This window comes from Methylophaga thiooxydans DMS010 (assembly GCF_000156355.1).
In the GTDB taxonomy this organism is placed as follows: Bacteria; Pseudomonadota; Gammaproteobacteria; order Nitrosococcales; family Methylophagaceae; genus Methylophaga; species Methylophaga thiooxydans.
In genome coordinates, this window is record NZ_GG657895.1 from 72970 (window position 1) to 98405 (window position 25436).

Sequence of the window (25436 nt, forward strand, 5' to 3'; positions counted from 1 at the left end):
CATAGCCCTTGGTTAAAAGCACGGTAGTCAGAAATCAAACATACCTTGCTTTCTTAGTATTTGGCTTTATAAAAAATAGTCACGGGGAGAGCCAGGGCCTGGCTTCCAGGCAGGCGCGATAACATTAGGCATCGCTGACTTGTCGAGCAGTCTTGCTGGTGCCAAGGTAAACTCACCATAACGATGATTGACGTTATCCATAGCCGTATTAACTTGCTGTCGTTGCTGATTGTCCTCAGTAAATAAATCTAGTTGCTTTCCCTGTTGCGGTGCCAATGCCGTGACTTGAACCTGCCAGACACCTTGTCCAGACCAGTAAAGTTGTAAAAACTGCTGGCATAGCTGATAAATCACCCTACCGTCATCCGTATAAAAACCAGCATGCGTTTTGGTTTTCAGCCAGCCTTGATCTGTTTTAGCGGCGATAAAAAAACATTCCGCCTGATAATGAAAACAGCGCATACGCGCGGCCACTTTTTCAGACATATGTTGGAAATAGATCAACACTACGTTTTTATCTCGGGTTTGTGGCGGCATGACCTTGCCATGACCAATCGTTTTGGGGGGCTTAACGTTATAGCTTAACGGCTCAGGATCTTTTCCTTGCGCCATCAGCCAGATCCGTCGCCCCAAGTGACCGAACCGTTTCGCTAAAACGCTCATCGGCACTCGTTTCATATCACCACAACAAATAATGCCGTAACGTGCTAAAAAGCTCGCAATACCTTTATTGATACCACTGAGTGCTGTCACCAGTTCAGGGGCCAACGTTTGCTCTGCCAATGCTGGATGAATAACACGCATGCCATCAGGTTTATCTTTTTTTGCAGCAAATTTAGCGGTAGTGCGATCACCGCTAATGCCCACTGAACAACGCAAACCTGAGACAGAAAAGACTCTGCGTTTAATACGCTGTCCAATGTCGCTTGCACCAAAGTAGAGTTGCTGACAACGGCTCAAGTCGAGAAAGGCTTCATCGACGCTATACACTTCAATATCAGGCGTAATAGCCAGCAGTGACGACATGATTTGACGCGACACCTGAGCATAGCGTTGCGGTCTTGAGGGTGCCTGAATCAAAGCAGGACATAATTGCCTCGCCTGCTTCAGACGCATCCCGGTATGAATACCAAATGCTCGCGCCTGATACGACGAAGTGATAATCGTCGAACCAAGTTGACCATTGGTCACCGCGACCGGTTTGTTTTTCCATTGCGGATTATCAAGCTGTTCTATCTGAGCAAAAAAACAATCCATATCCACCAAGGCAATCATCCTTGGCCACTGCTCAGCTTGTTCGGAAGTCACGACCTAGGGATAGGTTCTTAACTGACCGACAACTATGCCCTGCACCCGCACCCGATCAGCGGGTAAAGTCACTGCCTCGTAATGACTATTAGCTGGCATTAATGTCACTGTGCCATCATCGTTCAGTAATAAGGTTTTTAAGGTTGCATCAAAGCCATCGACCAGCGCGACCACAATATCGCCATGCCGCGCGGTTGACTGTGATTGCACGACGACGTAATCGCCCGACATGATGGCTTTATCGATCATCGAGTCACCGTTCACCTTAAGTACGAACCGTCCCTTACCGGTAAACATATCACTGAGATCAATTTCTGATTCATCGGCAACCGCTTCCACCAAGCGACCCGCAGCAATCTTACCCATCACTGGCAAAGTGACTGGATCAGCAGCGATATCCTCAGGTTGTTCGGTTAAACGTAATCCACGGGTGCGGCCTACATGACGCTCCAATAATCCAGCATCAACCAATGCCTGAATATAACGATGTGTCGTTCCTTGCGAACGGATGCCCAAGCCTTCAGCAATTTCTGATACCAACGGTGAACGTCCATGTTCATCAACGTAATGACGAATAAAATCCAATGTGTTTTGTTCACGTTCAGTCAGCATAATCCTTTCCCTTTTAGAGAAAATAGTGAGAAGAGAAAATATAGAGAACTTTTAATAATTAAACAAGTGGAATTTTCAATTCTCAAGCGGCAGCTAAACATTGAAAATAAGTCATTGTTATTACAAGGTTATTCTGTTTAACTTCTGGACTTACTAAGGCTTTTCGTGGATAATCGCCTCCTATTTCGCGGATCTGGCGCAAGACCAGACTGCGCTCTGTTCCGTATCAAACTCATAACGTAGTGAACGATAATACGGGTGCTGTTAACGGCGCCTGTCGTCTTTAGTTGGAAAAAGGTATTCCATGTTTAACCTGTTATTAAAACGTCCTCAAAATATCAAAAATGACGTGCTATCGGGCCTGACTGTGGCTTTAGCACTGGTGCCAGAAGCCGTCGCCTTCGCCTTTGTTGCGGGTGTTGATCCCTTAGTTGGTCTATATGCCGCTTTTCTGGTTGGTCTTATCACCGCGGCAATCGGCGGCCGGCCAGGTATGATTTCAGGTGCAACGGGTGCTCTGGCTGTCGTCATGGTGGCGTTGGTGGCTCAACATGGCGTGGAATACCTATTTGCCACCGTCGTACTGATGGGGATCATTCAAATACTAGCCGGGGTATTTCATCTCGGTAAGTTCATTCGTATTGTGCCGCTACCGGTGATGCTGGGGTTTGTGAATGGTTTAGCACTCGTCATATTCCTCGCTCAGTTAAAATCATTCAAAATCACCGGGGAAAATGGTGAAGAACAATGGATGACCGGCGAGCCATTGTGGTGGATGCTGGGTTTGGTGGCATTAACCATGTTTATCAGCCACTTCCTGCCTAAACTGACAAAAGCAGTTCCTTCTTCATTAGCCGCTATTATCGTTGTGACATTATTAGCGATTGGCCTGAACCTCGATATCAGTGCGGTGGGCGATGTCGCGTCTATTGCTGGTGGCCTGCCTGAGTTCAGTATTCCGATGGTGCCGTTCAACTTAGAAACCTTGCTGATTATCGCGCCGTATGCTTTTGTTCTAGCCTTTATTGGTTTGATCGAATCGTTACTGACATTAACTTTGATCGATGAAATCACTGAAACCACAGGTCGTCCTAATAAAGAATGTGTGGGTCAAGGTGTTGCTAACACGGTTACCGGCTTTTTCGGCGGTATGGGTGGTTGCGCCATGATTGGTCAGAGCATGATCAATATCAATTCAGGTGGCCGTGGCCGTCTATCAGGTATTTCAGCGGCCTTGTTCCTGCTCTGCTTTATTCTGTTTGCCTCACCATTGATTGAAATCATTCCGATTGCAGCATTAACTGGCGTGATGTTTATGGTGGTATTGGGTACCTTTGAGTGGGCTAGTTTCCGTTTGATTGGTCGCATCCCTCTGCCAGATACCATCATCGGTATTTCCGTTGCCGTGATTACTGTGTTTACTGATCTGGCGATAGCCGTTATTTCAGGTATTGTTTTGTCTGCATTGGTTTTTGCCTGGCAACATGCCAAACACATTCACATCAGAAGTTATCGCAATGAAAAAGGGTCTATCGTGCATGAGTTGAATGGACCGTTGTTTTTTAGCTCAGTACGTAACTTCAGTGAGTTATTTGATCCTAAAAGTGATGATTCTGACGACATTATTCTCGACTTCAAAAACTCTCGGGTTTATGACCATTCCGCAATCGAGGCTATTGATGCCTTAGCTGAGCGATATATTAAGGCCGGGAAAACATTACATCTGCGACATTTAACTGAGGAGTGCAAACAGTTATTAGATAACGCGGCTGACTTGATTGAAGTTAATGTGATGGAAGACCCGCATTATCATGTGGCTGACGATAAGCTGGCATAAATGTCATTTTACTGCTATCTTTAGCGCCGAATAATAATATTAATAACTGTTTAACCTACTGAACTACGAGTAAAAAGACATGTTGAAAAAAATCGATGCAATGCTAGTGGAAAAGTTTCCACACATTATTCTGGGCTTCACTTTCTTTTGGTTGTCACTGGTTGCTTTTGGCCTATACAACGCTTAAATAAACAGTTGAATCCCAATAGAAAAGCCAGTCACTTGACTGGCTTTTTTTATGGGAATAAGCTTATAAATGCAACAGAAATAGTTGTTCTTGATCTAAGTCAATGCTCACCACCGAGACAAACGTGATAATCAAACTGAACTGATTAATCCGCTTTCACTCACTCACTGGAGGTGCAACATGGGCAACAAATTCGAAAAATTCTTTAATGATCACTTTGCAGAGCTTATCTGTGTATTATCACTGGCCTTTCTTGTCTTGGTCGGTTACGGTCTCGTGATGTCTTAAGGTGAGGCTTTAACCTGTCGTCAACTCAAACGTTGCCCGGGCCACAATGCTGCCATTAAGCAAAACCTCAATGGTATGTGTGCCCGGGTAATAACGTCGAGTTGAGATAGGCTTGAACGAGTGTGTTTTTTTCAGCTGCATTGGCTGATGCGGCTCAAACTTGATATTTTTCCACTTAAACACCTTATAGCCCTGCTGTCCCGTTGCTCTGGCAAAGCCAATGCGATAATCAATAACAACGTGTTGGAATTGCTCCGATGCCAAATCTAATTTGAACTCTAACGACTGTCCCACAGCCAACTTAGTTACGGCCAATGTCAGATTGATATCAGAGAGTTGGGGATGCTCAGTAAATCCCAATAAAGGATAAACGGCTTTAACACCTGATTTGACCAGGGTCCGAAGACCATGGCGTATTACCCAGTCAGTGTCTTTATTGTGATCTTGCTGCCAATTGTTGCAAACAGCTAACACCTGTTCCGGATGATCTTTACTAATATCATTCAGGTTATTAGCAACGGAACGGCGTACATAAAGGCTTGGATCTGCCTTCAATTTATTCAGTAATGGCCATAAAGGGCTTGGATCAGCCCGTAGGGTAGAAATATGTGCAGCCCAGGGTAATCGAGGCCGTAAGCCTTCTGAAGCAAGCCGTCTTACATGTTCGTGCTCATGTTCGGCCCAACACAGCATTTGCTGATAGCTTAAATCAAAATGCTGCTCTACAAAGGGTCTAATCGCAAACTCTGCAGTGAATAAAGGCGTAAGTTTTTCCAGTATAGAAAAAGCGCGTTGCGGGTGAGCTAAACCATACACGCTGACATAATCAATAACCGGCCAAGCGGCATAATTTGTCCAGTTACGCTCAGCGCTTTGCTGATTCCAATTGTCAGCAAGTTGCTCGATAATACGCGCCGTTTGACAAAAGTCTTGTGGTAAAAAAGCGGCTAAAGCATCGATAATATGACTAACGCGAGCTTTGAGCTCCAGTTGTGTCAAACCAGTTGATGCTTTTTCCGCAAACGCCTGCCCATCAAACTCAGGGTACACCTCAATAATACGCTCGCTTAGCTCAGCGATCGCCGTGATATTAAGTTGCTCCTTAAGTAGGGCCTGTTCAGCCATCAGCCATTGTTTTTGGTAAAGACCGCGATTGATTCAACATGATTGGTATGCGGAAACATATCCATAATGCCTGCCGCTTCCATGGTATAGCCATGCTTATTGACCAGTTCACCGGCGTCACGAGCCAATGTCGCTGGGTTACAAGACACATAAACCAGACGCTCAGCACCTAAGTCAGCCAGTTGATGTAGTACTTCAAACGCGCCACTGCGTGGAGGATCTAGCAAGATCTTATTAAACCCCTTCTGTGCCCATGGGTAGTCTTTTAATTCAGTTTGAGTCAGGTCTGCTTGTTCAAACTCGGCATTCGTCAGTTGATTCAATAAGGCATTATTCTGAGCATGTTTTACCAAAGCCAGATCGCCTTCAACACCAACGACTTCCGTCACCCGTTTTGCTAATGGCAAAGTGAAGTTACCTAAGCCACAAAAAAGATCCAGAATACGATCTTCAGGTTGGATATCGAGTAAATCTAAAGCACGTTGAATCATCTTTTCATTGATTCCAGCATTCACCTGAGTAAAGTCACTCGGATCAAAGTTGAGGGTCAAACCGGCTTCAGGGGCATACGATAGCTGCGGTTTTTCCGGCCATAACGCTGCAACCGTATCAGGGCCGCCCGGTTGTTCATAAATCCATAAGTCCTGCTCTTGACCATAGGCAATCAATGCTTGCTTATCACCCTCTGAAAGCGGATCGAGGTTACGAAAGACCAAAGCCACATTAGAATCATCCATGGCGACTTCAATCTGGGCAATGCGGTTATAGGCATCGAGGCCCGCGATCATTTCACCCAGCTCAGTAAGACGTAAACCAACGCGGGGATCGAGAACATCGCATTGTGATAGCTGGGCAATAAAAGGCGATGCTTTTTCGCGAAAACCGACTAATACCTGCTCTTTTTTAGTGACGTACTTAACGCCCAGGCGTGCTTTACGACGATAGCCCCATAAAGGCCCGGTCAATGGCGGCAACCAGGTTAGCGGTTCTAAATTACCAAAGTGCGTAAAGTGTTCAGCCAATGTTCCCTGCTTTAATTCTAATTGTGCTTCTGGAGCCATATGCATCAAGCTACAGCCACCACAAACACCAAAATGTTGGCACTTAGCATCTACTCGCTGGGCAGACGGATTGCTGATCTCTAATGCTTTCGCTTCATCAAACTTCTTGTGCAAACGGGTGTACTGAAACGATGCCGTTTCTCCAGCCAAAGCACCGTCAACAAAGACCGTTTTACCCTCTACTCGGGCGATACCTCGGCCATCGTGTGATAATGATTCAATCTCTGCTGTGATAGCTTCTTGCGGTAACTTCTGCCTGCGTCTACGTCTTGCCATTAAACAACCAATCTCTTATCTGAAAAATAAAAAGTCCAGTCATGCCAAAGCACCACCGGACTCTAATATTATAATGAATTACAGGAATTTATTTCTGTTTCCAGCTACCACCTTGCTGATACCACCAGCCTTTTGCCGCATTGCTTATCCAGCGTTTAGCAAAGGTATCTTGGATATCATCCTGCCATTCAGGGTGGCCATTGGCGCGTGCAATTTCAGCATATAAAGCTTTACGGTCTTTATTTTCTTCTGCCACCAAGCCATTCACTTTATTACGGTCTTTTAATGAAATCGCTTTGGCATCATGTATGGTAATCAAGCCATTGTTAGTCAGCCCAATAGCGCCATTATCGTAATAAGGTTTGAGATTATCGTGACGCGCTTTCATCTGTGCTTGTAGTGCGTTGATGGCCGGTGAATTGATATTAATGTTTGCTTGCGCCGCTTGTGCCTGCGGGATTAACCAATTGAACAAACTCGCTGCAATATCTTTATGCGGCAGAATGAAAGATTGATTTTGTTCTTCTTCATCAGGCACTTGTTGGGGTTGTGTTTCCGGTCCCCACACATCTTCAATAATTCTATCAGCTGCTTTTTCAGCGGCGGCTGCCGGGAAATAAATATTAATTGTGACGCATGATACAAGCATCAGCCCTGATACCGTCCCTGTCAGCCATTTAAATAAGCGCATCTGTTTATCCCCTTTTTATTGAATCACCGGCCCTGAACTGTCTTGCACCGCTTTTAAACGTTCTATCAGTTCAGACCAATCTACGCGGCGAGTATATCCCACCACATTTATCCATGGCGGCAATCCGCCGCCACCTTTGACAATATAATAACCTTGTTCAGCTTCTTCGATACCAGCCATATCACAGGTATCGTTTGTTAATGTGCAACTTAGGCCTAATTTTTGGTAGGAAAAATCATCAAAAAAACGTAAAAAACTACGTGATATGAGGCCGGCACCACCACCAATTTGCGTCAAATTATCAACCGCTTTCTGACTGATACGACGTTTACCCGGATTGTTTTCTGGGGTAGCTAATCGGGCTTTGAATTGAACCGGCTGCCAATTCGATAAGCGTAGTTCGTGTACATACCCCGTTAACTTGCCGGTAATTCGTCCCACATCAAAGGTACGGGTTAATAATTCCAGATCCAGATCCGTAATATCGATATTGGCATAAAGCTGGGGTAATGCCCCTAACGGCGTAGTCATTCGTAAGTCACGGATAACGGTGGTGCCATCAAACACTTTCATTTGCAGTGCACCGTCAATTTTGAGTTGCTGCTGTTTATAGCTGACATTAGGAATCACGCCTGATAATTTCCCATGCAACCTCGGCCACTGCAAAGCATCGCTTAATCTCTCCATCGAAATCGGAGTTAACAGCCCATCAAAAGTCCAGTCGATATGCTGATCTGACCGTTGTTTGAGGCTAAAGGCGTTAATCAGCAAACGTCCGTCCAAGATAGGCAGGCTGACTTGTTCAGTGAGCTTTAGTCCATTATTTTTACTCTGTGCTTTGATGGCTGCTTGCCCTAAATCAATCGCATAAACCTGAGCGTTTTGCCACTGAATATCACTGCTTGCCGGCTGTTCAGAAGAACTCCAGCCTAAATGACCATTTACAGCCTCAATTTGAAATCGTTGGTTTTGATCATCAATACTGACGTTATCCATGGAAATATCGAACAGGTATTGCTCATCTTGCAACTCAAACGTGGCAGCAAGCTTACCGCTTGGCGTTAATTTGTCGACAGCTGTTCCCAGCGTAAAAGGCTGTAACCAAACCGCATAAAAAGATTCAAAATCAGCTTGTTGTAGGGTTATATTGAGTTTTGACAGCGTTTTATTGCGCATTGCTAACTGCAGATCTGCCGTCAATAAGCCAGACTGTTCTATCGTCATATCAGGCAGATCCAACACAGCCAAATCAGATGATATATAACCCGTTGTGGTTAACTTAGTTGGATTGGTTTGAAAGTCGATAAACACCGGTTCAACATAACTTTGCCCACCATCAAGGTGGATGGCAGATTGCCACTGCCAGCCATTATTGGTCTTTTCACCACTGACATCGCCCTGCCCTGTTAATAACTCAGCAACCTGTGTGCCGCTGTCATTGCTGAAATTTAACTCTGTTAGGGTCCAACTCGCTGTAAGTTGCTGAACATGGCTATCCATACCGTGAAGCGTGGCTTTGATATCGAGTTGACCGTGATAATCCCAGTTTGAAAGGGTTGCTAGCTGTGTTTCATCCAGCCATAGCGGCAACCAAGGCGCAATTTTTTCAAGATGTAGTCCAGTCGCATCAACACGCACATTCCAGTCTGATGCCGTTATTGTTGCGGCCAGCGATATATCACTTCCAGCCAGTTTTAATCCACTGACATCAAATATGTAATGCGATGCATCAGGAAGCGCTGTCAACGAGAAGCTCAGCGTTTGCTGCCCGAGTTGAGCATGATTGAAACCTAACTGCCCCGACTCACAGCGCATCTGGCTTGCTAGCCATTGTGTTTTGTCACAGCTAAGTTGCACATCTTTGATAATATTTATCGGAGCGGGCAGTCGCAAGGTCTTCGCTGTAGCGTTGAGTTGTATACCACTGGGCGTTAGCCCCAACGCTAAATCAAAACCTTCGGCGGCAAGTTGTTCAGTTGCCCATTGATCAATACGAATGTCTATCTGCTCAATAGCCTGAGCCGACAGTTGCCAAAAGAACAGGCAAAACAGTAATGCTGACCACGCCGTCAGTCTTTTCATTAGGCTGCCGGAAACACACCTGTCGAAAGATAACGATCACCACGATCACACACAATGCTCACAATCACCGCATTTTCCACTTGTGCAGACACCTTTAACGCCGCCGCCAAGGCGCCACCCGACGATACACCCGCAAAAATACCTTCTTGGCTGGCAAGCTGACGCATGGTCTCTTCTGCTTCTTGTTGGGTTACATCCAGCGTCATATCGACCCTGTCGGCCTCAAAAATACTGGGCAGATAGGCTTCTGGCCAACGACGAATACCGGGAATGCTGGCACCCTCTGAAGGTTGAACCCCAACAATCTGGATTGCTGAATTCTGTTCTTTCAGAAAACGCGAGACCCCCATGATCGTACCGGTTGTACCCATGGAACTAACAAAGTGTGTCACTTTCCCTTTCGTGTCACGCCAGATCTCAGGTCCTGTTCCTTCATAGTGCGCTAAGGGGTTATCAAAGTTAGCAAATTGGTTGAGGACTTTCCCTTTGCCTTCTTGTTGCATTTGCAAAGCCAGATCGCGGGCGCTTTCCATACCGTCAGTTAAAATAATCGTTGCGCCATAAGCACGCATCGTTGACCGCCGCTCCTGACTACTGTTTTCGGGCATAATGAGAATCATGTTGTAGCCCAAGATCGCCGCAACCATCGCCAATGCAATGCCGGTGTTACCACTGGTTGCTTCGATCAACGTGTCGCCTACTTCGATATCACCTCGACGTTGTGCCTCACGAATCATGCTGGCTACTGGTCTGTCTTTGACAGAACCAGCCGGATTGTTACCTTCTAATTTGACCAAAATGACATTACTGGTCTGCCCCGGAAGACGCTGTAAACGCACCAGTGGGGTATTGCCAATAAAAGATTCGATGGTCGGAAAGGCATTCATGACATTGCTTCCATTAATATCACATAAGCACTGGCGTACTCATGATCGTCACTCAGACTGAGTAGACTTCGGCCGATTTTCAATTCATCTTTCAAGGTAAGACCGGTTTCTTCAAAGCTTAATTCCGGTTTACCCAGTTCATTATTACTCACCACGATATGGCGTAAGCTCAAACCATCACGAAACCCTGTGCCCATCGCTTTTGCTGCCGCCTCTTTTGCGGCAAAGCGTTTTGCTAAATAAGCAGCAGGTTTCAGTTGCAATTTGAATTCAGCGAACTCACGCTCACTCAAAATACGGGCAGCAATCTTGTCGCCATGTTTTTCAAGTAAGGTCTGCATACGCGGAATATGCACAAGGTCGGTGCCGATCCCGATAATCATAGTCGTCGTGCGTCCTGCATAAGTTGTTTCATCTCTCTTACCGCCTCCTTCAAACCGGTAAATAATGAACGTGCAATGATGGCATGACCAATATTGAGTTCTACCAGTTGTGGAATCGCAGCAATTGGCGCTGTGTTGTGATAATGCAAGCCATGCCCTGCATTGACTTGCAAACCTCGCGCATGTGCTTGCTCCGCTGCTTCGCTTATGATTGCGAGCTCGCGCGCTGCTTCCGCATCTGTTTCTGCTTCCGCATAACGGCCTGTATGTAATTCAACAATCGGTACACCACAGGCAATCGCAGCATCAATCTGGCGTAAATCAGGATCAATAAATAAAGAGACTTTGATATTGGCATCAGCCAAGCGCTGGCAGGCCTGCTTCATACGTTCTAATTGACCGGCGACATCAAGGCCACCTTCGGTGGTCAACTCTTCACGCTTTTCAGGGACCAAACAGCAATCCTCAGGCTGATATTTTTCTGCAATAGCCAGCATTTCTTCGGTCACGGCCATTTCCAGATTCATCTTGGTCTGCAAGATGTCGGTTAGCATCGCCACATCACGCTCTTGGATATGGCGTCTGTCTTCGCGTAGATGCAGCGTAATGCTATCTGCACCAGCCTGTTCAGCCTCTATAGCTGCCTGGATAGGATCAGGATAGCGCGTACCCCTTGCCTGTCTGAGCGTCGCGATATGATCGATGTTTACACCAAGAAAAATTGACATGTAACCAAGTTACCTACGTTGTTATTTTGATTGATTGAGTCCAGCGAACAATTGACGGCTATGTAATGGCTTACCACCCAGATAATAATTTATCACTGTCCGCATCATTATTTTAATTTCTTTAAGACTGGTTTCATCAAACCCATCTTCTTCATCCAATTGTCGTAGACTACGTCCAGAAACAGATGGTTCTTTACCAGCGTTAAGCTGTCTTTGAGGACCGCTATCTGGCAGGTATCGATACAAGCCATTATCTTCTATCGGTGTCAGACTTCCAGCTTCATGTCTTAACACAAGACCATAGCCAAGCTCGGCTAACAGACGTTTCTCAAATAGTCGTAAAACAACTTGTTCGTTTTCGTTCTGCTGCAAGCTTTGCAAGGCTTGATAGTAAGCGTCATAAATGACGGGTTCTGACTCTTGAATAGGCAATAATCTGACGAGCAACTCATTCAGGTACAAGCCGCACAAACTCGCTTTTCCTATCAGACGAAATGCCGACTCTGATGCCTCGGCTTGGCCTAAAGTATGTAATTCACTGTATCCATACCAACTTATCCATAATGGCTGAAACAGCTGTAGCACATGACTCTGACGTTTTTTTTGTTGACGCATACCTCTGGCAACCAAGCTAACACGACCATGGTCACGGGTCAGCGCATCAACCAATAAACTGGTTTCACGAAAAGGACGATGATGCAAAACAAAAGCGGAAGTCAGTTCCACACTAGTCAGCTTTACAGGTCGTCGTTATAACCGAGATTTTTTAGCATACGCTCGTTATCAGACCAGCCTTCACGTACCTTCACCCAGATTTGTAAAAAGACTTTACAGCCAAATAACTGTTCCATCTCCATGCGGGCATCTTGACCAATCAGTTTGAGTTGCTCGCCTTTTTTACCAATCACAATGGATTTCTGACCGCTGCGCTCAACGTAGACCACTGTACCAATGCGATACATGCCCTCTTCTTCTTCAAACTGCTCGACTTCTACTGTCAGCGAGTACGGTAACTCCTGTCCCAGATAACGAAACAGTTTTTCGCGCACGATTTCGCTGGCAAGAAACCGCGAGCTGCGGTCAGTCAGTTGATCTTCATCAAAAATCATCTCGCCTTCAGGCATCAGCTTGGCGATTTCTTGCTCAAGCAGGTCCGTATTCATACCTTTACGCGCAGACACGGGCACAACAGCTGCAAAGTCAAACTGTGCCGCTAACTCTTGAATCTGAGGGAGTAACGCTGCTTTATCGTCTAATTTATCTGCTTTGTTTAATACCAAAATGACCGGACAGCGTGCATCTTGCTGCAGGCGCTTTAAGACTCGCTTATCCTCATCGGTCCACTTCAGACCTTCAACGACAAACAAAATCACATCCACATCTTCAATTGATGATGCCGCCGCCCGATTCATGTATCGGTTCATGGCTTTTTTGTTATCGCTATGCATACCCGGCGTATCGACATAGATGAACTGACCGCTGTCATTGGTCTTGATACCAAGAATACGATGACGGGTCGTTTGTGGTCGACGCGACGTAATACAAAGCTTTTGACCTAAAATCCGGTTAATTAGGGTCGATTTGCCTACGTTAGGGCGACCAATAATCGCCACATAGCCAGAACGAAATGGTGTTTCACTCATAATGTTTCTTCAATTAATGTCAGGGCTCGCTCAGCGGCTTTTTTCTCCGCCTTACGGTGGCTGCTACCCTGCGCTACGACCACTTTATCGAGCAACGTCACTTGGCAGGAAGCTTCAAATGCAGGGTGCTTCTTATCCGTTTTAACTTCTTTGACACTGTAAATAGGCAGAGGTTGTTTTCGGCTTTGTAATAGTTCTTGTAAGCGTGTTTTTGGGTCTTTAACCGTTTCCGTTACATCAATATTGTCTAGCCGTTCTTGATAGAGCCTTAAGATCAATGCTTTCACCGATTCTAGACCGCCGTCGAGATACAAAGCACCTAATATGGCTTCTACCGCATCAGCTAAAATTGATTCGCGGCGAAAACCACCACTTTTTAACTCACCGGGTCCTAAAATCAGTACATCACCCAATTTCAGTTCTCGAGCCAGTTCAGCCAACGTCTCGCCTTTGACTAAAGACGCACGTAGACGACTTAGTTTGCCTTCCTTGACCTGAGGGAAGCGATTAAATAATTCCTCAGCGATCACAAAACTTAAAATCGCATCGCCAAGGTATTCTAAACGTTCGTTATTCTTTGGATCGGCGCTGCGGTGAGTCAATGCTTGTAGCAGTAAATCCGTTTTTTTAAATGTAATTTCAAGCTGCTTACACAGGGCTTTTTGCCGCTGGGTTATCATAGTTTTTTAGACTCTATATCCACTTCTTTATGAAAATGTCCGATTAAATCGATGTGTGCCATAAACGGTTTTCTAACCTCGTAATCAATCACTATTTTGGTGACATATGAGGTGTTTTTACCGCGCGATATTTCTATATTTTCTTTTTTCACGCTTTCTATGTAACCAATATTAAACCGTCTCATCAGTAAGGTTTGCGCTTCATTTTTCGTCAGCTTGTTATTTCGAAGCTCAATCTTCATATCGTTCATAATTTGTAATACGCCATAGTACTCTTGGTACATTGGCACTAAGCGGATTGCAATGGTGGCAAAAAAGCCAATCAGGGCTAAAACAATGACCCAGCCAATTAACGTCATTCCACGTTGTTTTTGCATACCCATCTCCTTAGTCAATTGACCGTCCAAGTCTATTCCAGATTATGCCGCCCGCATTCCAGTCCCAACTCATCCAAATAAAGAACGCTTTACCCACAAGGTTTTGCTCTGGCACCGTTCCCCAATAACGACTGTCATTACTATTATCACGGTTATCCCCCATAACAAAGTAATGACCTTCTGGTACCACTGTTTCACCCTCAACTAAGCGTTTATCAGGTTCCACTAGCACCATATGGCCGTCTTCACCTAAATGTTCAAAGCGTAATTCAGAGCCAGGTGCTGAAATAGTTCTTAACTCAGCTGTTTTATCGCGACGCTCCTGCCCAACGGGTTCACCATTAATATAAATGGTTTTATTAAAATAGCCCACTTTATCGCCAGGTAAACCAACAACGCGTTTAATATAATCTACATCGGGTTTATCTTTATTCGCCTCTTTTTTGGGATAGCGAAACACCATGACATCGCCACGCTCCGGCTCACCAGTATTCAAAATTTTGGTATGAATAACGGGCAAACGGATGCCATAAGAAAACTTATTGACTAAAATAAAGTCACCGATATGTAGCGTCGGCACCATGGATGATGAGGGAATTCTGAACGGTTCAGCAATAAATGAACGAATAACCAGAACCAGCAAAATGATGGGGAAAAACGAACGTGCGTATTCCACAACCACAGGCTCTTTTATATCCTTATCCCGCTGAGGGGCCCAAAATATCTTATCTATCAGCCAGATAAAACCTGTTACGGCGACCAATAACACCATTAATGCTGGAAAACTCACTCGGCATTGCTCCTTCTATGAATTTTTGGACAGTTGTAACACTGCCAGAAATGCTTCCTGCGGCACATCCACCTTACCAACAGACTTCATGCGTTTTTTACCGGCTTTCTGTTTTTCCAAAAGCTTACGCTTACGAGAGACGTCACCGCCGTAACATTTAGCCAATACATTCTTACGCATCGCTTTAACGGTTGAGCGAGCAATCACATGACCACCAATGGCAGCCTGAATCGCAACGTCGAACATCTGCCGTGGGATCAGCTCTTTCATTTTCTCAACCAATAAACGACCACGGCTGACACTGGTATCTTTATGCACAATTAATGATAGGGCATCAACCCGCTCACCATTGATTAAGATATCCAGTTTTACCAAGTCAGCAGGTTGGAAACGTATAAAGTGATAATCCAACGATGCATAACCTCGGCTCACCGATTTAACCCGATCAAAGAAATCAATGACCACTTCATTCATCGGTAGTTCATAAGTCAGTGCAACTTGCTTACCCATGTATTGCATGTTTTTTTGCACACCACGCTTCTCAACACATAGCGTAATCACCGCTCCGAGATGCTCTTGAGGCACTAAAATATCTGCTGCCACAATGGGTTCACGAATTTCTTCTATGGTGCCGATATCCGGCAGAGAAGCAGGATTTTCAACGCGAGCAACCTCATTATTCTTTTTCAACACTTCAAACACCACGGTCGGTGCCGTGGTAATCAGATCCAGGTCATATTCACGTTCGAGGCGTTCTTGAATGATTTCCATGTGAAGTAAACCGAGGAAACCACAACGAAAACCAAAGCCTAACGCTTGTGACGTTTCTGGTTCATAAAACAATGAGGCATCATTCAAACGCAGCTTCGACAACGCATCACGGAAAGACTCATAATCATCACTGCTAACGGGGAAAATGCCGGCGTAAACTTGAGGAGTTACTTCTTTAAAGCCCGGCAACATTGTTTCTGCGCCATGGTGCGCATGCGTCAAGGTGTCACCCACCGGTGCACCATCGATCTCTTTCACTCCAGAAATAACATAGCCGACATCGCCACAATCAAGCACGTTGCATGGTGTGCGCTTAGGGGTAAAGGTACCGACCTGGTCCACCTGATATTCTTGGCCAGTGGACATGACCTTAATCTTATCTTTATGTTTCAGTGAGCCGTCAACAATACGGACCAGTGAAATAACCCCAACATAGCTATCAAACCATGAGTCAATGATGAGCGCTTTCAGCGGCGCATCAGGATCACCTTTGGGTGCCGGTATGCGAGCCACCAGCTCTTCTAAAACATCCTCAATGCCGAGCCCCGTTTTAGCACTGCAGCGCACAGCATCCATGGCGTCAACACCGATAATATCTTCAATTTCCTGCGCCACAATTTCTGGTTCGGCCGAAGGTAAATCGATTTTATTCAAAACCGGTAACACTTCTAAGCCCAAATCTATCGCGGTGTAACAATTCGCTACACTTTGCGCTTCGACACCTTGCGCAGCATCAACCACTAACAATGCGCCTTCACATGCAGCGAGTGAGCGTGACACTTCATAAGAAAAGTCGACATGTCCTGGGGTATCAATGAAATTTAACTGATAGGTTTCACCATCACGGGCTTTGTATTCCAGCGACACACTTTGTGCCTTGATAGTGATGCCTCGCTCGCGCTCAAGATCCATTGAATCGAGCACCTGTTGAGACATCTCACGATCCGTCAAACCACCGCAGACTTGGATAAAACGATCCGCAATCGTCGATTTCCCGTGGTCGATGTGAGCAATAATTGAAAAGTTACGTATATTATTCATTTAGTTACATTTTTGTTGGTGACACCGCGCATTAGCTCCGGCGTTTTTACCCCATTTACAAAATCTATAGCTTGACTGCTAAAAGCAGAAATTGGCCTGTGTGTCACGCATTCAGCAAATGACCGGGTATTATACGCATTTAACTGATACAAAACGATAATCAATCCCATTGAATAACTAAGCAAGACACCGTTTTATTACTCTACTACGATCATTCGCTTGCTCTGGCAAATAAGAATGATTAGCATTAACGGCTTTCTTCTCCCCACACTGAGTTCACTCTATGTCTCACAAGCAAACTGATAACCCAATTATAGATGGGCCGGTGTTTATCACATTTCTAAAATATGCCTTACCTTCTATTCTCGGTTTAGTGGCAATTACAACCGCGAGTTTGGTCGATGGTATGTTTGTTGGTCACTTTGTCAGTGCTGACGGTTTGGCCGCGATAAACCTACTTATACCCTATTTAACGCTCATCTTTGGCTTAGCGTTAATGCTAGCAATAGGTGGCGCTGTTCGAGGTGGTCACTTCCTAGGTCAAAGCAAGTCTTTTGAAGCATCTGCTGTATTCAGTAAATGCTTAGTTGCCGTTGTATTTGTTGGACTTTTATTTCTGGCGCTGTCGTGGTTATTTGATAGCACCATTTTAAGCTGGCTTGGCACACCAGATAGTTTGATGGGATTGATATTACCTTACTTTCGGATCATCAGTGCTGTGCTAGTAATACAGATCTTCACGATGGTGCTGTATTACTTCCTCAGACTCGATAATGGACAACGACTGGCAACAACCGCTTTGGTAAGCGGCGCGATGATGAATATTGTGCTAGATGCCATCTTTATTATCGGTTTTGATATGGGCTTAGTCGGTGCAGCCTGGGCCACCGCTATTGCTCAATCGATTCAGCTAGTGATTTTGTCGAAGTTCTTTTTCAGAGATCATCGCCAGCTATTTTTCTGCTGGCCTCGTCAAGGCTGGGTAGAACTTAAGCAAATCTCATTTAATGGTTTGTCAGAGTTTACTAATGAAATTTCTGGCGGTTTAGTCATTTTGGTATTGAACTGGCTGCTGGTCACCACGCTCGATGTCGAGGGCGTCGCTGCATTCGCTGTTATCAACTACCTTATCTTCGTCAGTCTGATGTTGTATTACGGCTTCGCAGATGCCCTACATTTGCTTGTCAGCCATAATCACGGCGCAGGCCAATACAAGCGCATCACACAGTTTGTTTCTGTCGGTATTACTATGGTGATGTTGGTAGGTTTTGGGCTCACGTTAACCCTATTAATTTGGCCACAAAGTCTGATAAGCCTGTTTCTAAACGAAGCCTCGATATCTACTCGTCTTTTATCAAGTGAGTTCATTCGCCTTATCTGGCCGCTGTTCTTAATTAATGGCGTGAATGTCACCTTGTCGATTTACCTGACAGCCATGCAAAAGCCGATACCATCCATGTTTATTGCGCTCTCACGTAGTTTTGTCCTTCCCGTCGGGCTGTTACTACTGTTCTCATGGTTATTGCCACAGCCAGACTTTATTCTCGCGCTGCCGATTGCTGAATGGCTTACTTTTTTGCTGGCAGCCTACTTATTTTGGCGATTCAGACCAAGCAAAAACAAAAACTGAGAACTGGCTCAAACAATTATGTAACAATTGTAAATTCAATTGCTAATGAGAATTATTAGCAATTAAGATCGGCAACATCAATTTGGCCCGAAGCTTTGCTTCACCCGTCAACAGGATGTTGTTTTATGAATCAAGCTACACACATCGCAGAAATTGCCAGTTACCAAGCCTTCCTCAATTGCTTTCTAAATGAGTTTGATAATGGGCATTGGCATGCAGCTAAACAATGGCAACACGATCATCGTCTGCAAGGTCTAATGCATGGGGAGTGGCTGGTTGAGCTGAAACTAACATCACAACGCTGTGCGGTAGTGATTGATGTCAGTTTTTATTCTTTAACCGGGCATCATCATTTTTTACAAGTGTGGCAACAAAACGACGATTCAAGCTGGCGGCCAATTCCCATGTTCAGCCTGCTCGTTATGTTAGTGCGAGAAATTTATCATCGCACTAACGACAACTCAAATGTCAGCAACGCGTCGCAAGAAATAGAACTGCTAGCCAGATTGGTCAGTAGCTATCAACTAATGAGTCTTTTTCTTGATTCACGTTGGCAAGATGCTTTCCTATCCAGCAGTCGCTTTATCGATACTGAACAGTCTTTACTTTATGGGCACTGGTCGCACCCCACACCTAAAAGTCGTCAGGGTATGCATGAATGGCAACAACCACTCTACAGCCCTGAGCTACAAGGTAACTTTAAGCTGGTTTGGTATGCCGCCTCTGAAACACTAATAGAACAAGATTCCGTTACGTCACAAACAGCCTTGCAAATGATGCAGGACATTATCGGTGATAGGGGTGAAGAGTTCATGCTGAAAGCTGATGAAGTCGCACTGCCATTACACCCGCTTCAGGCCGATAAACTCGAACATGATAATCATATTCAATCGGCCGTTTTGCAAGGAAAGTTACGAAAAATAGGGCCTGCAGGGCCAGTATTTACGCCTACCTCTTCAGTGAGGACGTTGTATCAGCCCAAGTTGCCATGGATGCTAAAGGTGTCACTACCGGTCAAAATAACCAACTCACAGCGTTTGAACCAAAAGCATGAACTTAAAGCTGGGGTAGTGGCTGCCAAACTATTGGCTAACAGCCAGTTTTGCAAACAATTTCCAGGCTTCCACATTATTACTGATCCGGCCTATATCACCCTCAATCTAGCCGGGCTAGAGGAAAGCGGCTTTGAAACCGTGATTAGATCAAACCCCTTTCCAGAAGGTCAAGACGAGGGAATTTATAGCATAGCAGCGTTAATGCAAGACCCTGTTTTCAGTTCAGTCTCGGCATTGAGACGCTTAATTGAAGGGCTTGCCTTAAGCGAAGGTCGAAATAGTAAAGCCGTATGCCGTGATTGGTTTTCACTGTATTGGCAAAATGCCATCGAACCGTTAATTCGCCTCTTTGACCTGCATGGCATTGCATTAGAAGCCCATCAACAAAATAGCGTGCTTGACGTATCGTCCGGTTACCCACGTCGTTATTTCTACCGTGATAATCAAGGTTTTTATCTCGCTGAAAGTTATCGTCAACATATTCTGGACTTGGAGCCGATGGCAAAAGAGACAGAAGAATTATTCTATGACGAAACCATGATTCAGGATCGTTTTGGTTACTACCTCATTCTCAATCAGTTAGCTGGGGTCATTCACCGTTTTGCCGCTGACGGATTGATTGCTGAAACAGTGTTATTAGAGGAGTCACGCCAACGGCTGCGTTCCTTACAACAACAATTAGATGGCGCAGGTGCCCGACTAATCCACCGCTTTCTTAATGCCGAATTTTTGCCCTGCAAATCCAACTTACTGACCCGTGTACACGATGTTGACGAACTGACTGCCGAGATGGAACAGGCTGTTTATACGCAAGTTCGTAATCCTTTTTTAGCCCAATACCCCGTTATCGAGGAAGGAACCGATGCAAACAGCACTCGCTTTGCCCAAGTCTGAGCCTATCTCTTCCGCTGAAAGTCGTGTTCTCAAACAACTCCTTGAAGCATTATTGTTTGAAGGCCAGCTTGAGTTCAGCCAGCATGCCACCAGCAATGGTGATCGCATGCGCTTTAATCTGACGATACAAGGCCAGAACTATACGCTCTATGGCAAGCAAGCAGGGTTTGACCGCATCCGAGTAGAAAAAAATACTTTGATAGCAAGCGGGCTTTCACTTGGTTTATTGCTTACTGCCTGTGACAGCAATCCCGATGCTATTCAAAGGTTACAACAGGAACTACAGCAAACCATTACGCTGAGTGACTGGAATGCCATGCACTTGCATCGGGCAACTACGCGTCGTCATTTATCGAGTCAACAGCTTGAGCAATTGCTTGATGAGGGCCATCTCTATCATCCCTGCTTTAAAGCACGAACCGGTTTCAGTATCGCAGATCACCGATTGTATGGCCCTGAAGCAGGTCATAGCTTTCAACTGCATTGGCTCGCAGTGGATAGACAGATAGTGAAGATGAATCTGCCATGTGGCGAATCTCAGTTTTGGATCAAAGAAATTGGCCAGACAAGTTGGGCGCTGCTGAATGAGCGCCTTCGATTATTGGATGGCAACTGGCATGATTATGCCTTATTACCCATTCATCCATGGCAATGGCTGACACTTAAAGCAGACATGCTAAATAACTGGTTGCAAGACGGTACCGTATTGTATTTAGCCGCAGCAGGAGATAGTTATCAGGCGACACAGTCAGTACGAAGTTTGATGAATGTCTCCAACCCGGTTAAAGCCCATATCAAGCTCCCATTAAATATGGTGAACACCTCGGCGCTACGGACGCTGGAACCACACTCAGTCTGTAGTGCTCCTGTTATTTCTCACTGGTTAAAACAGATTGTTGATAACGATCCCTACCTTAGCCAGCAGCAGCCTTTAGTTATTCTTGAAGAATATGCCGGCATACTGGTCGAACCGGAACAGAATGATTTAGCAGGACAACTCGCCGTGATCTGGCGTGACAGTATCGATAAACATGCACAGCCACACGAAACCGCAATACCGTTCAATGCTTTACTTTTGACCGAGCAGGACGGCAAACCGTTTATTCATGACTGGATACAAGAATACAGTCTGCAAGTCTGGTTGAAACAATTATTTGATACCAGCGTATTACCTGTTTGGCACTTGTTAGTTGAGCACGGCGTTGCCATCGAAGCGCATGCACAAAACCTGATTTTATTGCATCAAGATGGCTGGCCACAAAGGCTGGCTGCGCGAGACTTTCATGAAAGCGTTGAGTTTGTTGAAGACTTTTTAGCACAGCCGGAACTTAAGCCCGACTTCCTGTCTCTGGACTCGTGTTATGCAGATGACAGCCCCGATACCTTTTATTGGATGCAGAATGTCGACGCCTTACGCGAGCTGTTTGTCGACACTATGTATATCTACAACTTATCAGAACTCGCACACTTGCTTAGCGAGCACTATCGCTTTAACGAACGTCAGTTCTGGCGCCTATTACAAACCAGCCTCGAACAATATGCCGAGACGCACCCTCGTAATGTCACTCGAGCAGCGCGTATTGGCATGCAGCAAAAACAATTCCGAACCGAGTCCTTGATCACACGAAAATTGCGTTATCCGCAAACAGCAGAATGCCATCACGTGGTCAAAAATCCTTTTTACTCCGTTTAAAAGAGCACCCCATCCATGATGTATGTAAACGACGAATTTTATGACAATCAACAGTTTGGCGAATTTTATCGCCAATTTGATGCAAAACCTGAAATCCGCCATTGCCGTGGGCGCCGACTGGCTATTTGTCTGTCCAATACAGCGCAAACAACAGCGCTGGTTTTGTACCTGCGTGAACGTGGCGGCTCGGTTGTTCCGTTACACCCCACAATGCCTTTGGAAGCTGCACGACGTGCGGCATCCAACGCAGAAAGTCATATTTTGATTTATGACGATATCGACCATATTGAAATTTTGCACCCAACCAGCGGCACGGTACCAGCAGGTCTGGTCCAGTTCAGCTCTGGCTCCACAGGGGAACCCAAGCGGATAGAGCGAAGCTGGGAAGACATTGATGAAGAAATTAAACATTACAATGCGGCTCTGCAACAGGCTAAAGATATGACGCCGGTTGTTACCTGTCCTATCACTCATTCATATGGTCTGCTTTGTGGCGTTTTATCCACCTTCAAACGTGGTCAACAACCATTGGTGCTGACGGAACTTAACCCCAAATACGTGCTGCGTAAATTACGCCAAACGCCCAATGCTTTGCTTTACTCTTCCCCCACCATGCTCAATGTGCTGACTAAATTGCTGCCGGCTAATGAGTCTTTATATGCTGTGATGACTTCTGGATCGGTATTGCCCGCCCCTCAATTTAAAGAGCTCAGCCAAAAAACACAGTTTCTGTTTCAACAGTATGGTTGCTCGGAAGCCGGTTGTATTGCGGTCAACTTGAATACGCAATCTGCTAATGGCATGGGACAACCGCTTGGTCATTTAACCGTTAAAGCTAGCGGCAATAGCGACACGCCTTCTGAAATTGTCGTGAGCACAGGTCAGAAGCAAGTTGCTACCCAAGACTTGGGCTATTTTGATAATCAGGGCGTTTTACACTTTATGTCGCGACTGGATGACACCATTAACGTAGCGGGCATTAATGTTTATCCGCAAGAAGTTGAGGATGTCTTACTCACTTACCCAGAAATCACCGATGCAGTCGTATTTAAGAAGCCCGATCAGTTTGCTGGTGAGCGTGTGTGTCTCAAGTTCGTTGCTGATAAAACGATCAGTCAACAAATCCTGCGTGACTGGTGTGCTCAAAAACTCTCGCCGTACCAACTCCCAGTCGATATCGAACAAGTTGAAGTCATCAACAAACTGGCGAATGGCAAAGTGAATCGCCGCCTTTTAGCTCAAGAGCAAATTGATTTAATGCAAAAGGTCAGCCAGTCAGCATGAATAAACAACACGTTATCGACGACCTTTACCTCATCATGAAAGACGATATGCAACTGCCTCATATGGATCAGTTTCATGCCAATGCACGTTTAAATCAGGATCTCTATTTAGACTCTGTGCAGTTTTTGCAGTTGCTTCTCAATCTGGAACTGAAAAAAGGCTACAACATTCCTGATGATGCCTTATCCGGTGAAGCCTTTGTCAGCGTCGACAGTCTGGCCGAGTTTCTCCTGTCTTTACAGCAGGAGGCCGTCTGATGATTAAAGTGCATTGCTTTGTCAGTTGTGTCTGTGAAGTGATTAAAAAAACACCGGGCGTTGATCACCGGCCGTTTTATTTTGGTGTCTGGGATGCAGACTTTAGTGTTAGTGAACAAAAGGTCTTGTCCTATCACTCTGAGCACACCCAACATGACAATTTCAAAAGCTGGTATCAATTACTCTACGGCGTAGAAATTAAGCCCTGGTATGACGATCAGCAAAGCAAGCAGCACAATATCGCAACGCTTGTCGAAATGGTCGAAACCAAACCTGCCGAGCGCAATATTATGGTGATGCTGGATATGTATCACCTGCCGGAACGCGAAAACAAATTCAATCAAAATCCCTTTCCACACTTTGTGATGCTGGAAACTACCGATGACCCAGATATTTGGTTTATGTGGGATCCGGATTTTCGTTGGGAAGGCCCGTTGCCAAAAAATCGAATTCTTAATGCCATTAACCAGCCCACTGTGGGTGGCGGCTATTATTTTGATGCCATCGACATTCATCATACCAGCGAAGACACCGTCAAAGCCTACTTTGCACAAAGTATGAAGCTGACACAAAATCCGTTTACTGATGCCCTGCGTCAAATTGTGACATCACATCTCGATGATGATCGCTTCGCGTTATCAGAACTTGATACGGCACTACGCGAAATTCCGGTGATGGCGATTCGTAAATATGCCTTTGAGCATGCCTTTGCCTATTTCTGGGAAGCCTTATCTCTGAATGAAGATGAATTCGAAAACTGGTGTGACGAGATAGAAAGCTTAGTCAATGGCTATACCCAACTTCAGTATCGCTGTATGAAACTGGCGATGATCGGTAATCCAGATCTCGCCACTGCTGTATTCGATTTACTCGACCTACAGGACCAACGCGAATTCGCTATTAAACACAAACTTCAACAGGTTTTCGAGCAGTGGTCTGAACTCAGCCAGCCCACCTCGGTGTTGGCACACGCCTAAGGAATTATTATGAAACTCTCCTTGTGTACGATTTCTTTCCGTCATCATTTGCTATCAATCAGTGATATAGCGCAATGGGCCCAACGTCATCAATTTCAAGGCATTGAATTGTGGGGTGTCCACGCGACAAACCTTGAAGCTCAACCACAGTTCAATGCGAGTTGGCTGGCCGAACAGCAGCTAAAGGTATCGATGATAAGTGACTACTTATCTGTCACTGGTTCAGCACAAGCGGCATTAGACAAAGTAGATAAACTAGGTGAACTCGCTTTTCGTTGGGGTTGTAAGAAAATACGCACTTTTGCTGGCCATAAACCTAGCCAAGCTATTACCCCGGATGAGCATCACGCTATAGCTGAGCGCTTGTACCTGCTCGCTGAGCGTTGCGCTCAAAACGGGGTTAATCTGGTATTAGAAACTCACCCCAATACACTGGCAGATAACACCCATGCAACCTTGCAACTGTTAAAAGCCGTCGACCACCCAGCCTTGGCGGTAAACTTTGATGTTCTGCACCTGTGGGAAGCAGGCGAACAGCCTCACATCGCCTGGCAACAACTCAAACCCTATATCCAGCACATTCACCTAAAAAATATCAGCTCGGCTGCAATGCTAAATGTTTTTGCACCCGCTAATGTATACGCTGCAGCCGGCAACCGTGAAGGCATGGTGCCTTTGTTTGAGGGAGCACTGGATTATCAGGCTTTTCTGGAGAGCATTGGCCAACATGCCGAGCTTGATGCCTCATTGGAATGGTTTGGCCCCAACGTGCACTCAGTGCTGCAAAATGATAACCGTCAGTTACAACGCTTTTTCACGTCTTACCAGCATGCAGCCAATAGCGCACATAACGAAAAACTTGTGGTGGGTTAACGCGAT

At 45.5% G+C, this 25436-nt stretch carries 23 protein-coding genes; 8 read left to right on the top strand and 15 right to left on the bottom strand.

Annotated elements, in window-relative coordinates; translation table 11 throughout:
• Positions 1-66 precede the first annotated feature (66 nt).
• Positions 67-1308 (bottom strand): DNA polymerase Y family protein, encoded by a 1242-nt coding sequence (locus tag MDMS009_RS05895; RefSeq protein ID WP_237700486.1) that lies wholly within the window; start codon positions 1306-1308, stop codon positions 67-69.
• 3 nt (positions 1309-1311) lie between these two features.
• Positions 1312-1920, bottom strand: a complete 609-nt coding sequence (lexA, locus tag MDMS009_RS05900; protein WP_008290771.1) for a transcriptional repressor LexA — start codon at positions 1918-1920, stop codon at positions 1312-1314.
• Positions 1921-2224: 304 nt separating this feature from the next.
• Between lexA and MDMS009_RS05905 the strand changes: the two genes are divergently transcribed.
• On the top strand, positions 2225-3757 hold the full coding sequence (locus MDMS009_RS05905; RefSeq protein ID WP_008290800.1) for a SulP family inorganic anion transporter: 1533 nt from the start codon (positions 2225-2227) through the stop codon (positions 3755-3757).
• Positions 3758-4241: 484 nt separating this feature from the next.
• Here MDMS009_RS05905 and MDMS009_RS05910 read toward each other — a convergent pair whose 3' ends face one another.
• The 13 genes from MDMS009_RS05910 to lepA all read right to left on the bottom strand — a co-directional run bounded on the left by MDMS009_RS05910 (position 4242) and on the right by lepA (position 16767).
• Positions 4242-5357, bottom strand: a complete 1116-nt coding sequence (locus MDMS009_RS05910; protein WP_008290742.1) for a hypothetical protein — start codon at positions 5355-5357, stop codon at positions 4242-4244.
• Positions 5357-6694, bottom strand: coding sequence for a 23S rRNA (uracil(1939)-C(5))-methyltransferase RlmD (gene rlmD / locus MDMS009_RS05915; protein ID WP_008290787.1), 1338 nt, complete (start codon positions 6692-6694; stop codon positions 5357-5359). Before rlmD ends, MDMS009_RS05910 begins: the two co-directional genes overlap by 1 nt.
• Positions 6695-6782: 88 nt before the next feature.
• Complete coding sequence (locus tag MDMS009_RS05920) at positions 6783-7385, bottom strand: YdbL family protein (protein WP_008290778.1); 603 nt, start codon at positions 7383-7385, stop codon at positions 6783-6785.
• A gap of 15 nt (positions 7386-7400) precedes the next feature.
• Positions 7401-9467 (bottom strand): translocation/assembly module TamB domain-containing protein, encoded by a 2067-nt coding sequence (locus MDMS009_RS05925; RefSeq protein WP_008290806.1) that lies wholly within the window; start codon positions 9465-9467, stop codon positions 7401-7403.
• Positions 9467-10354, bottom strand: a complete 888-nt coding sequence (gene cysM, locus MDMS009_RS05930) for a cysteine synthase CysM (protein WP_008290760.1) — start codon at positions 10352-10354, stop codon at positions 9467-9469. The genes MDMS009_RS05925 and cysM overlap by 1 nt, the downstream gene beginning before the upstream one ends.
• Positions 10351-10737: a holo-ACP synthase gene (acpS, locus tag MDMS009_RS05935; protein WP_008290772.1), complete on the bottom strand. Its 387-nt coding sequence runs from the start codon at positions 10735-10737 to the stop codon at positions 10351-10353. The genes cysM and acpS overlap by 4 nt, the downstream gene beginning before the upstream one ends.
• Positions 10734-11465, bottom strand: a complete 732-nt coding sequence (gene pdxJ, locus MDMS009_RS05940; RefSeq protein WP_008290789.1) for a pyridoxine 5'-phosphate synthase — start codon at positions 11463-11465, stop codon at positions 10734-10736. The genes acpS and pdxJ overlap by 4 nt, the downstream gene beginning before the upstream one ends.
• A gap of 21 nt (positions 11466-11486) precedes the next feature.
• Positions 11487-12191: a DNA repair protein RecO gene (gene recO, locus MDMS009_RS05945; RefSeq protein ID WP_008290764.1), complete on the bottom strand. Its 705-nt coding sequence runs from the start codon at positions 12189-12191 to the stop codon at positions 11487-11489.
• Positions 12192-12202: 11 nt separating this feature from the next.
• Positions 12203-13108 (bottom strand): GTPase Era, encoded by a 906-nt coding sequence (gene era / locus MDMS009_RS05950; protein ID WP_008290783.1) that lies wholly within the window; start codon positions 13106-13108, stop codon positions 12203-12205.
• Positions 13105-13788, bottom strand: a complete 684-nt coding sequence (gene rnc / locus MDMS009_RS05955; RefSeq protein WP_008290751.1) for a ribonuclease III — start codon at positions 13786-13788, stop codon at positions 13105-13107. The genes era and rnc overlap by 4 nt, the downstream gene beginning before the upstream one ends.
• Positions 13785-14165: a DUF4845 domain-containing protein gene (locus tag MDMS009_RS05960; RefSeq protein WP_036315530.1), complete on the bottom strand. Its 381-nt coding sequence runs from the start codon at positions 14163-14165 to the stop codon at positions 13785-13787. The genes rnc and MDMS009_RS05960 overlap by 4 nt, the downstream gene beginning before the upstream one ends.
• Positions 14166-14175: 10 nt before the next feature.
• Entirely contained in the window at positions 14176-14955 is a 780-nt protein-coding gene (gene lepB, locus MDMS009_RS05965) for a signal peptidase I (RefSeq protein WP_202811608.1), read from the bottom strand.
• 15 nt (positions 14956-14970) lie between these two features.
• A complete protein-coding gene (gene lepA, locus MDMS009_RS05970) occupies positions 14971-16767 on the bottom strand; it encodes a translation elongation factor 4 (RefSeq protein ID WP_008290754.1) in 1797 nt (598 codons plus the stop codon).
• 283 nt (positions 16768-17050) lie between these two features.
• Here lepA and MDMS009_RS05975 point away from each other — a divergent pair, with 283 nt between their 5' ends.
• The 7 genes from MDMS009_RS05975 to MDMS009_RS06005 all read left to right on the top strand — a co-directional run bounded on the left by MDMS009_RS05975 (position 17051) and on the right by MDMS009_RS06005 (position 25430).
• On the top strand, positions 17051-18397 hold the full coding sequence (locus MDMS009_RS05975) for an MATE family efflux transporter (protein ID WP_008290791.1): 1347 nt from the start codon (positions 17051-17053) through the stop codon (positions 18395-18397).
• Positions 18398-18522: 125 nt separating this feature from the next.
• The gene (locus MDMS009_RS05980) at positions 18523-20346 is read left to right on the top strand and encodes an IucA/IucC family protein (protein ID WP_008290799.1); all 1824 of its coding nucleotides are present in this window, start codon (positions 18523-18525) and stop codon (positions 20344-20346) included.
• Positions 20315-22039 carry an IucA/IucC family protein gene (locus MDMS009_RS05985; RefSeq protein ID WP_043887986.1) on the top strand — a complete coding sequence of 575 codons (1725 nt, stop codon included), beginning with the start codon at positions 20315-20317 and terminating at the stop codon, positions 22037-22039. The genes MDMS009_RS05980 and MDMS009_RS05985 overlap by 32 nt, the downstream gene beginning before the upstream one ends.
• Positions 22040-22054: 15 nt before the next feature.
• The gene (locus MDMS009_RS05990) at positions 22055-23323 is read left to right on the top strand and encodes an AMP-binding protein (protein ID WP_008290766.1); all 1269 of its coding nucleotides are present in this window, start codon (positions 22055-22057) and stop codon (positions 23321-23323) included.
• Positions 23320-23580 carry an acyl carrier protein gene (locus tag MDMS009_RS05995; RefSeq protein ID WP_008290796.1) on the top strand — a complete coding sequence of 87 codons (261 nt, stop codon included), beginning with the start codon at positions 23320-23322 and terminating at the stop codon, positions 23578-23580. Before MDMS009_RS05990 ends, MDMS009_RS05995 begins: the two co-directional genes overlap by 4 nt.
• Positions 23580-24557, top strand: a complete 978-nt coding sequence (locus MDMS009_RS06000; RefSeq protein WP_008290775.1) for a DUF6005 family protein — start codon at positions 23580-23582, stop codon at positions 24555-24557. Before MDMS009_RS05995 ends, MDMS009_RS06000 begins: the two co-directional genes overlap by 1 nt.
• A 9-nt stretch (positions 24558-24566) precedes the next feature.
• Positions 24567-25430 (top strand): sugar phosphate isomerase/epimerase family protein, encoded by an 864-nt coding sequence (locus MDMS009_RS06005; protein ID WP_008290779.1) that lies wholly within the window; start codon positions 24567-24569, stop codon positions 25428-25430.
• The last annotated feature ends 6 nt before the right edge of the window (positions 25431-25436 follow it).

Coding starts and splice junctions, on each gene's coding strand:
- pdxJ (WP_008290789.1), bottom strand. CDS start 11,465: ATGTCAATTTTTCTTGGTGTAAACATCGATCATATCGCGACGCTCAGA.
- MDMS009_RS05990 (WP_008290766.1), top strand. CDS start 22,055: ATGATGTATGTAAACGACGAATTTTATGACAATCAACAGTTTGGCGAA.
- lexA (WP_008290771.1), bottom strand. CDS start 1,920: ATGCTGACTGAACGTGAACAAAACACATTGGATTTTATTCGTCATTAC.
- MDMS009_RS05980 (WP_008290799.1), top strand. CDS start 18,523: ATGAATCAAGCTACACACATCGCAGAAATTGCCAGTTACCAAGCCTTC.
- MDMS009_RS05905 (WP_008290800.1), top strand. CDS start 2,225: ATGTTTAACCTGTTATTAAAACGTCCTCAAAATATCAAAAATGACGTG.
- MDMS009_RS05920 (WP_008290778.1), bottom strand. CDS start 7,385: ATGCGCTTATTTAAATGGCTGACAGGGACGGTATCAGGGCTGATGCTT.
- MDMS009_RS06000 (WP_008290775.1), top strand. CDS start 23,580: ATGATTAAAGTGCATTGCTTTGTCAGTTGTGTCTGTGAAGTGATTAAA.
- rlmD (WP_008290787.1), bottom strand. CDS start 6,694: ATGGCAAGACGTAGACGCAGGCAGAAGTTACCGCAAGAAGCTATCACA.
- lepA (WP_008290754.1), bottom strand. CDS start 16,767: ATGAATAATATACGTAACTTTTCAATTATTGCTCACATCGACCACGGG.
- MDMS009_RS05995 (WP_008290796.1), top strand. CDS start 23,320: ATGAATAAACAACACGTTATCGACGACCTTTACCTCATCATGAAAGAC.
- acpS (WP_008290772.1), bottom strand. CDS start 10,737: ATGATTATCGGGATCGGCACCGACCTTGTGCATATTCCGCGTATGCAG.
- MDMS009_RS05960 (WP_036315530.1), bottom strand. CDS start 14,165: ATGCAAAAACAACGTGGAATGACGTTAATTGGCTGGGTCATTGTTTTA.
- MDMS009_RS05975 (WP_008290791.1), top strand. CDS start 17,051: ATGTCTCACAAGCAAACTGATAACCCAATTATAGATGGGCCGGTGTTT.
- MDMS009_RS06005 (WP_008290779.1), top strand. CDS start 24,567: ATGAAACTCTCCTTGTGTACGATTTCTTTCCGTCATCATTTGCTATCA.
- MDMS009_RS05985 (WP_043887986.1), top strand. CDS start 20,315: ATGCAAACAGCACTCGCTTTGCCCAAGTCTGAGCCTATCTCTTCCGCT.
- cysM (WP_008290760.1), bottom strand. CDS start 10,354: ATGAATGCCTTTCCGACCATCGAATCTTTTATTGGCAATACCCCACTG.
- MDMS009_RS05925 (WP_008290806.1), bottom strand. CDS start 9,467: ATGAAAAGACTGACGGCGTGGTCAGCATTACTGTTTTGCCTGTTCTTT.
- era (WP_008290783.1), bottom strand. CDS start 13,108: ATGAGTGAAACACCATTTCGTTCTGGCTATGTGGCGATTATTGGTCGC.
- MDMS009_RS05910 (WP_008290742.1), bottom strand. CDS start 5,357: ATGGCTGAACAGGCCCTACTTAAGGAGCAACTTAATATCACGGCGATC.
- rnc (WP_008290751.1), bottom strand. CDS start 13,788: ATGATAACCCAGCGGCAAAAAGCCCTGTGTAAGCAGCTTGAAATTACA.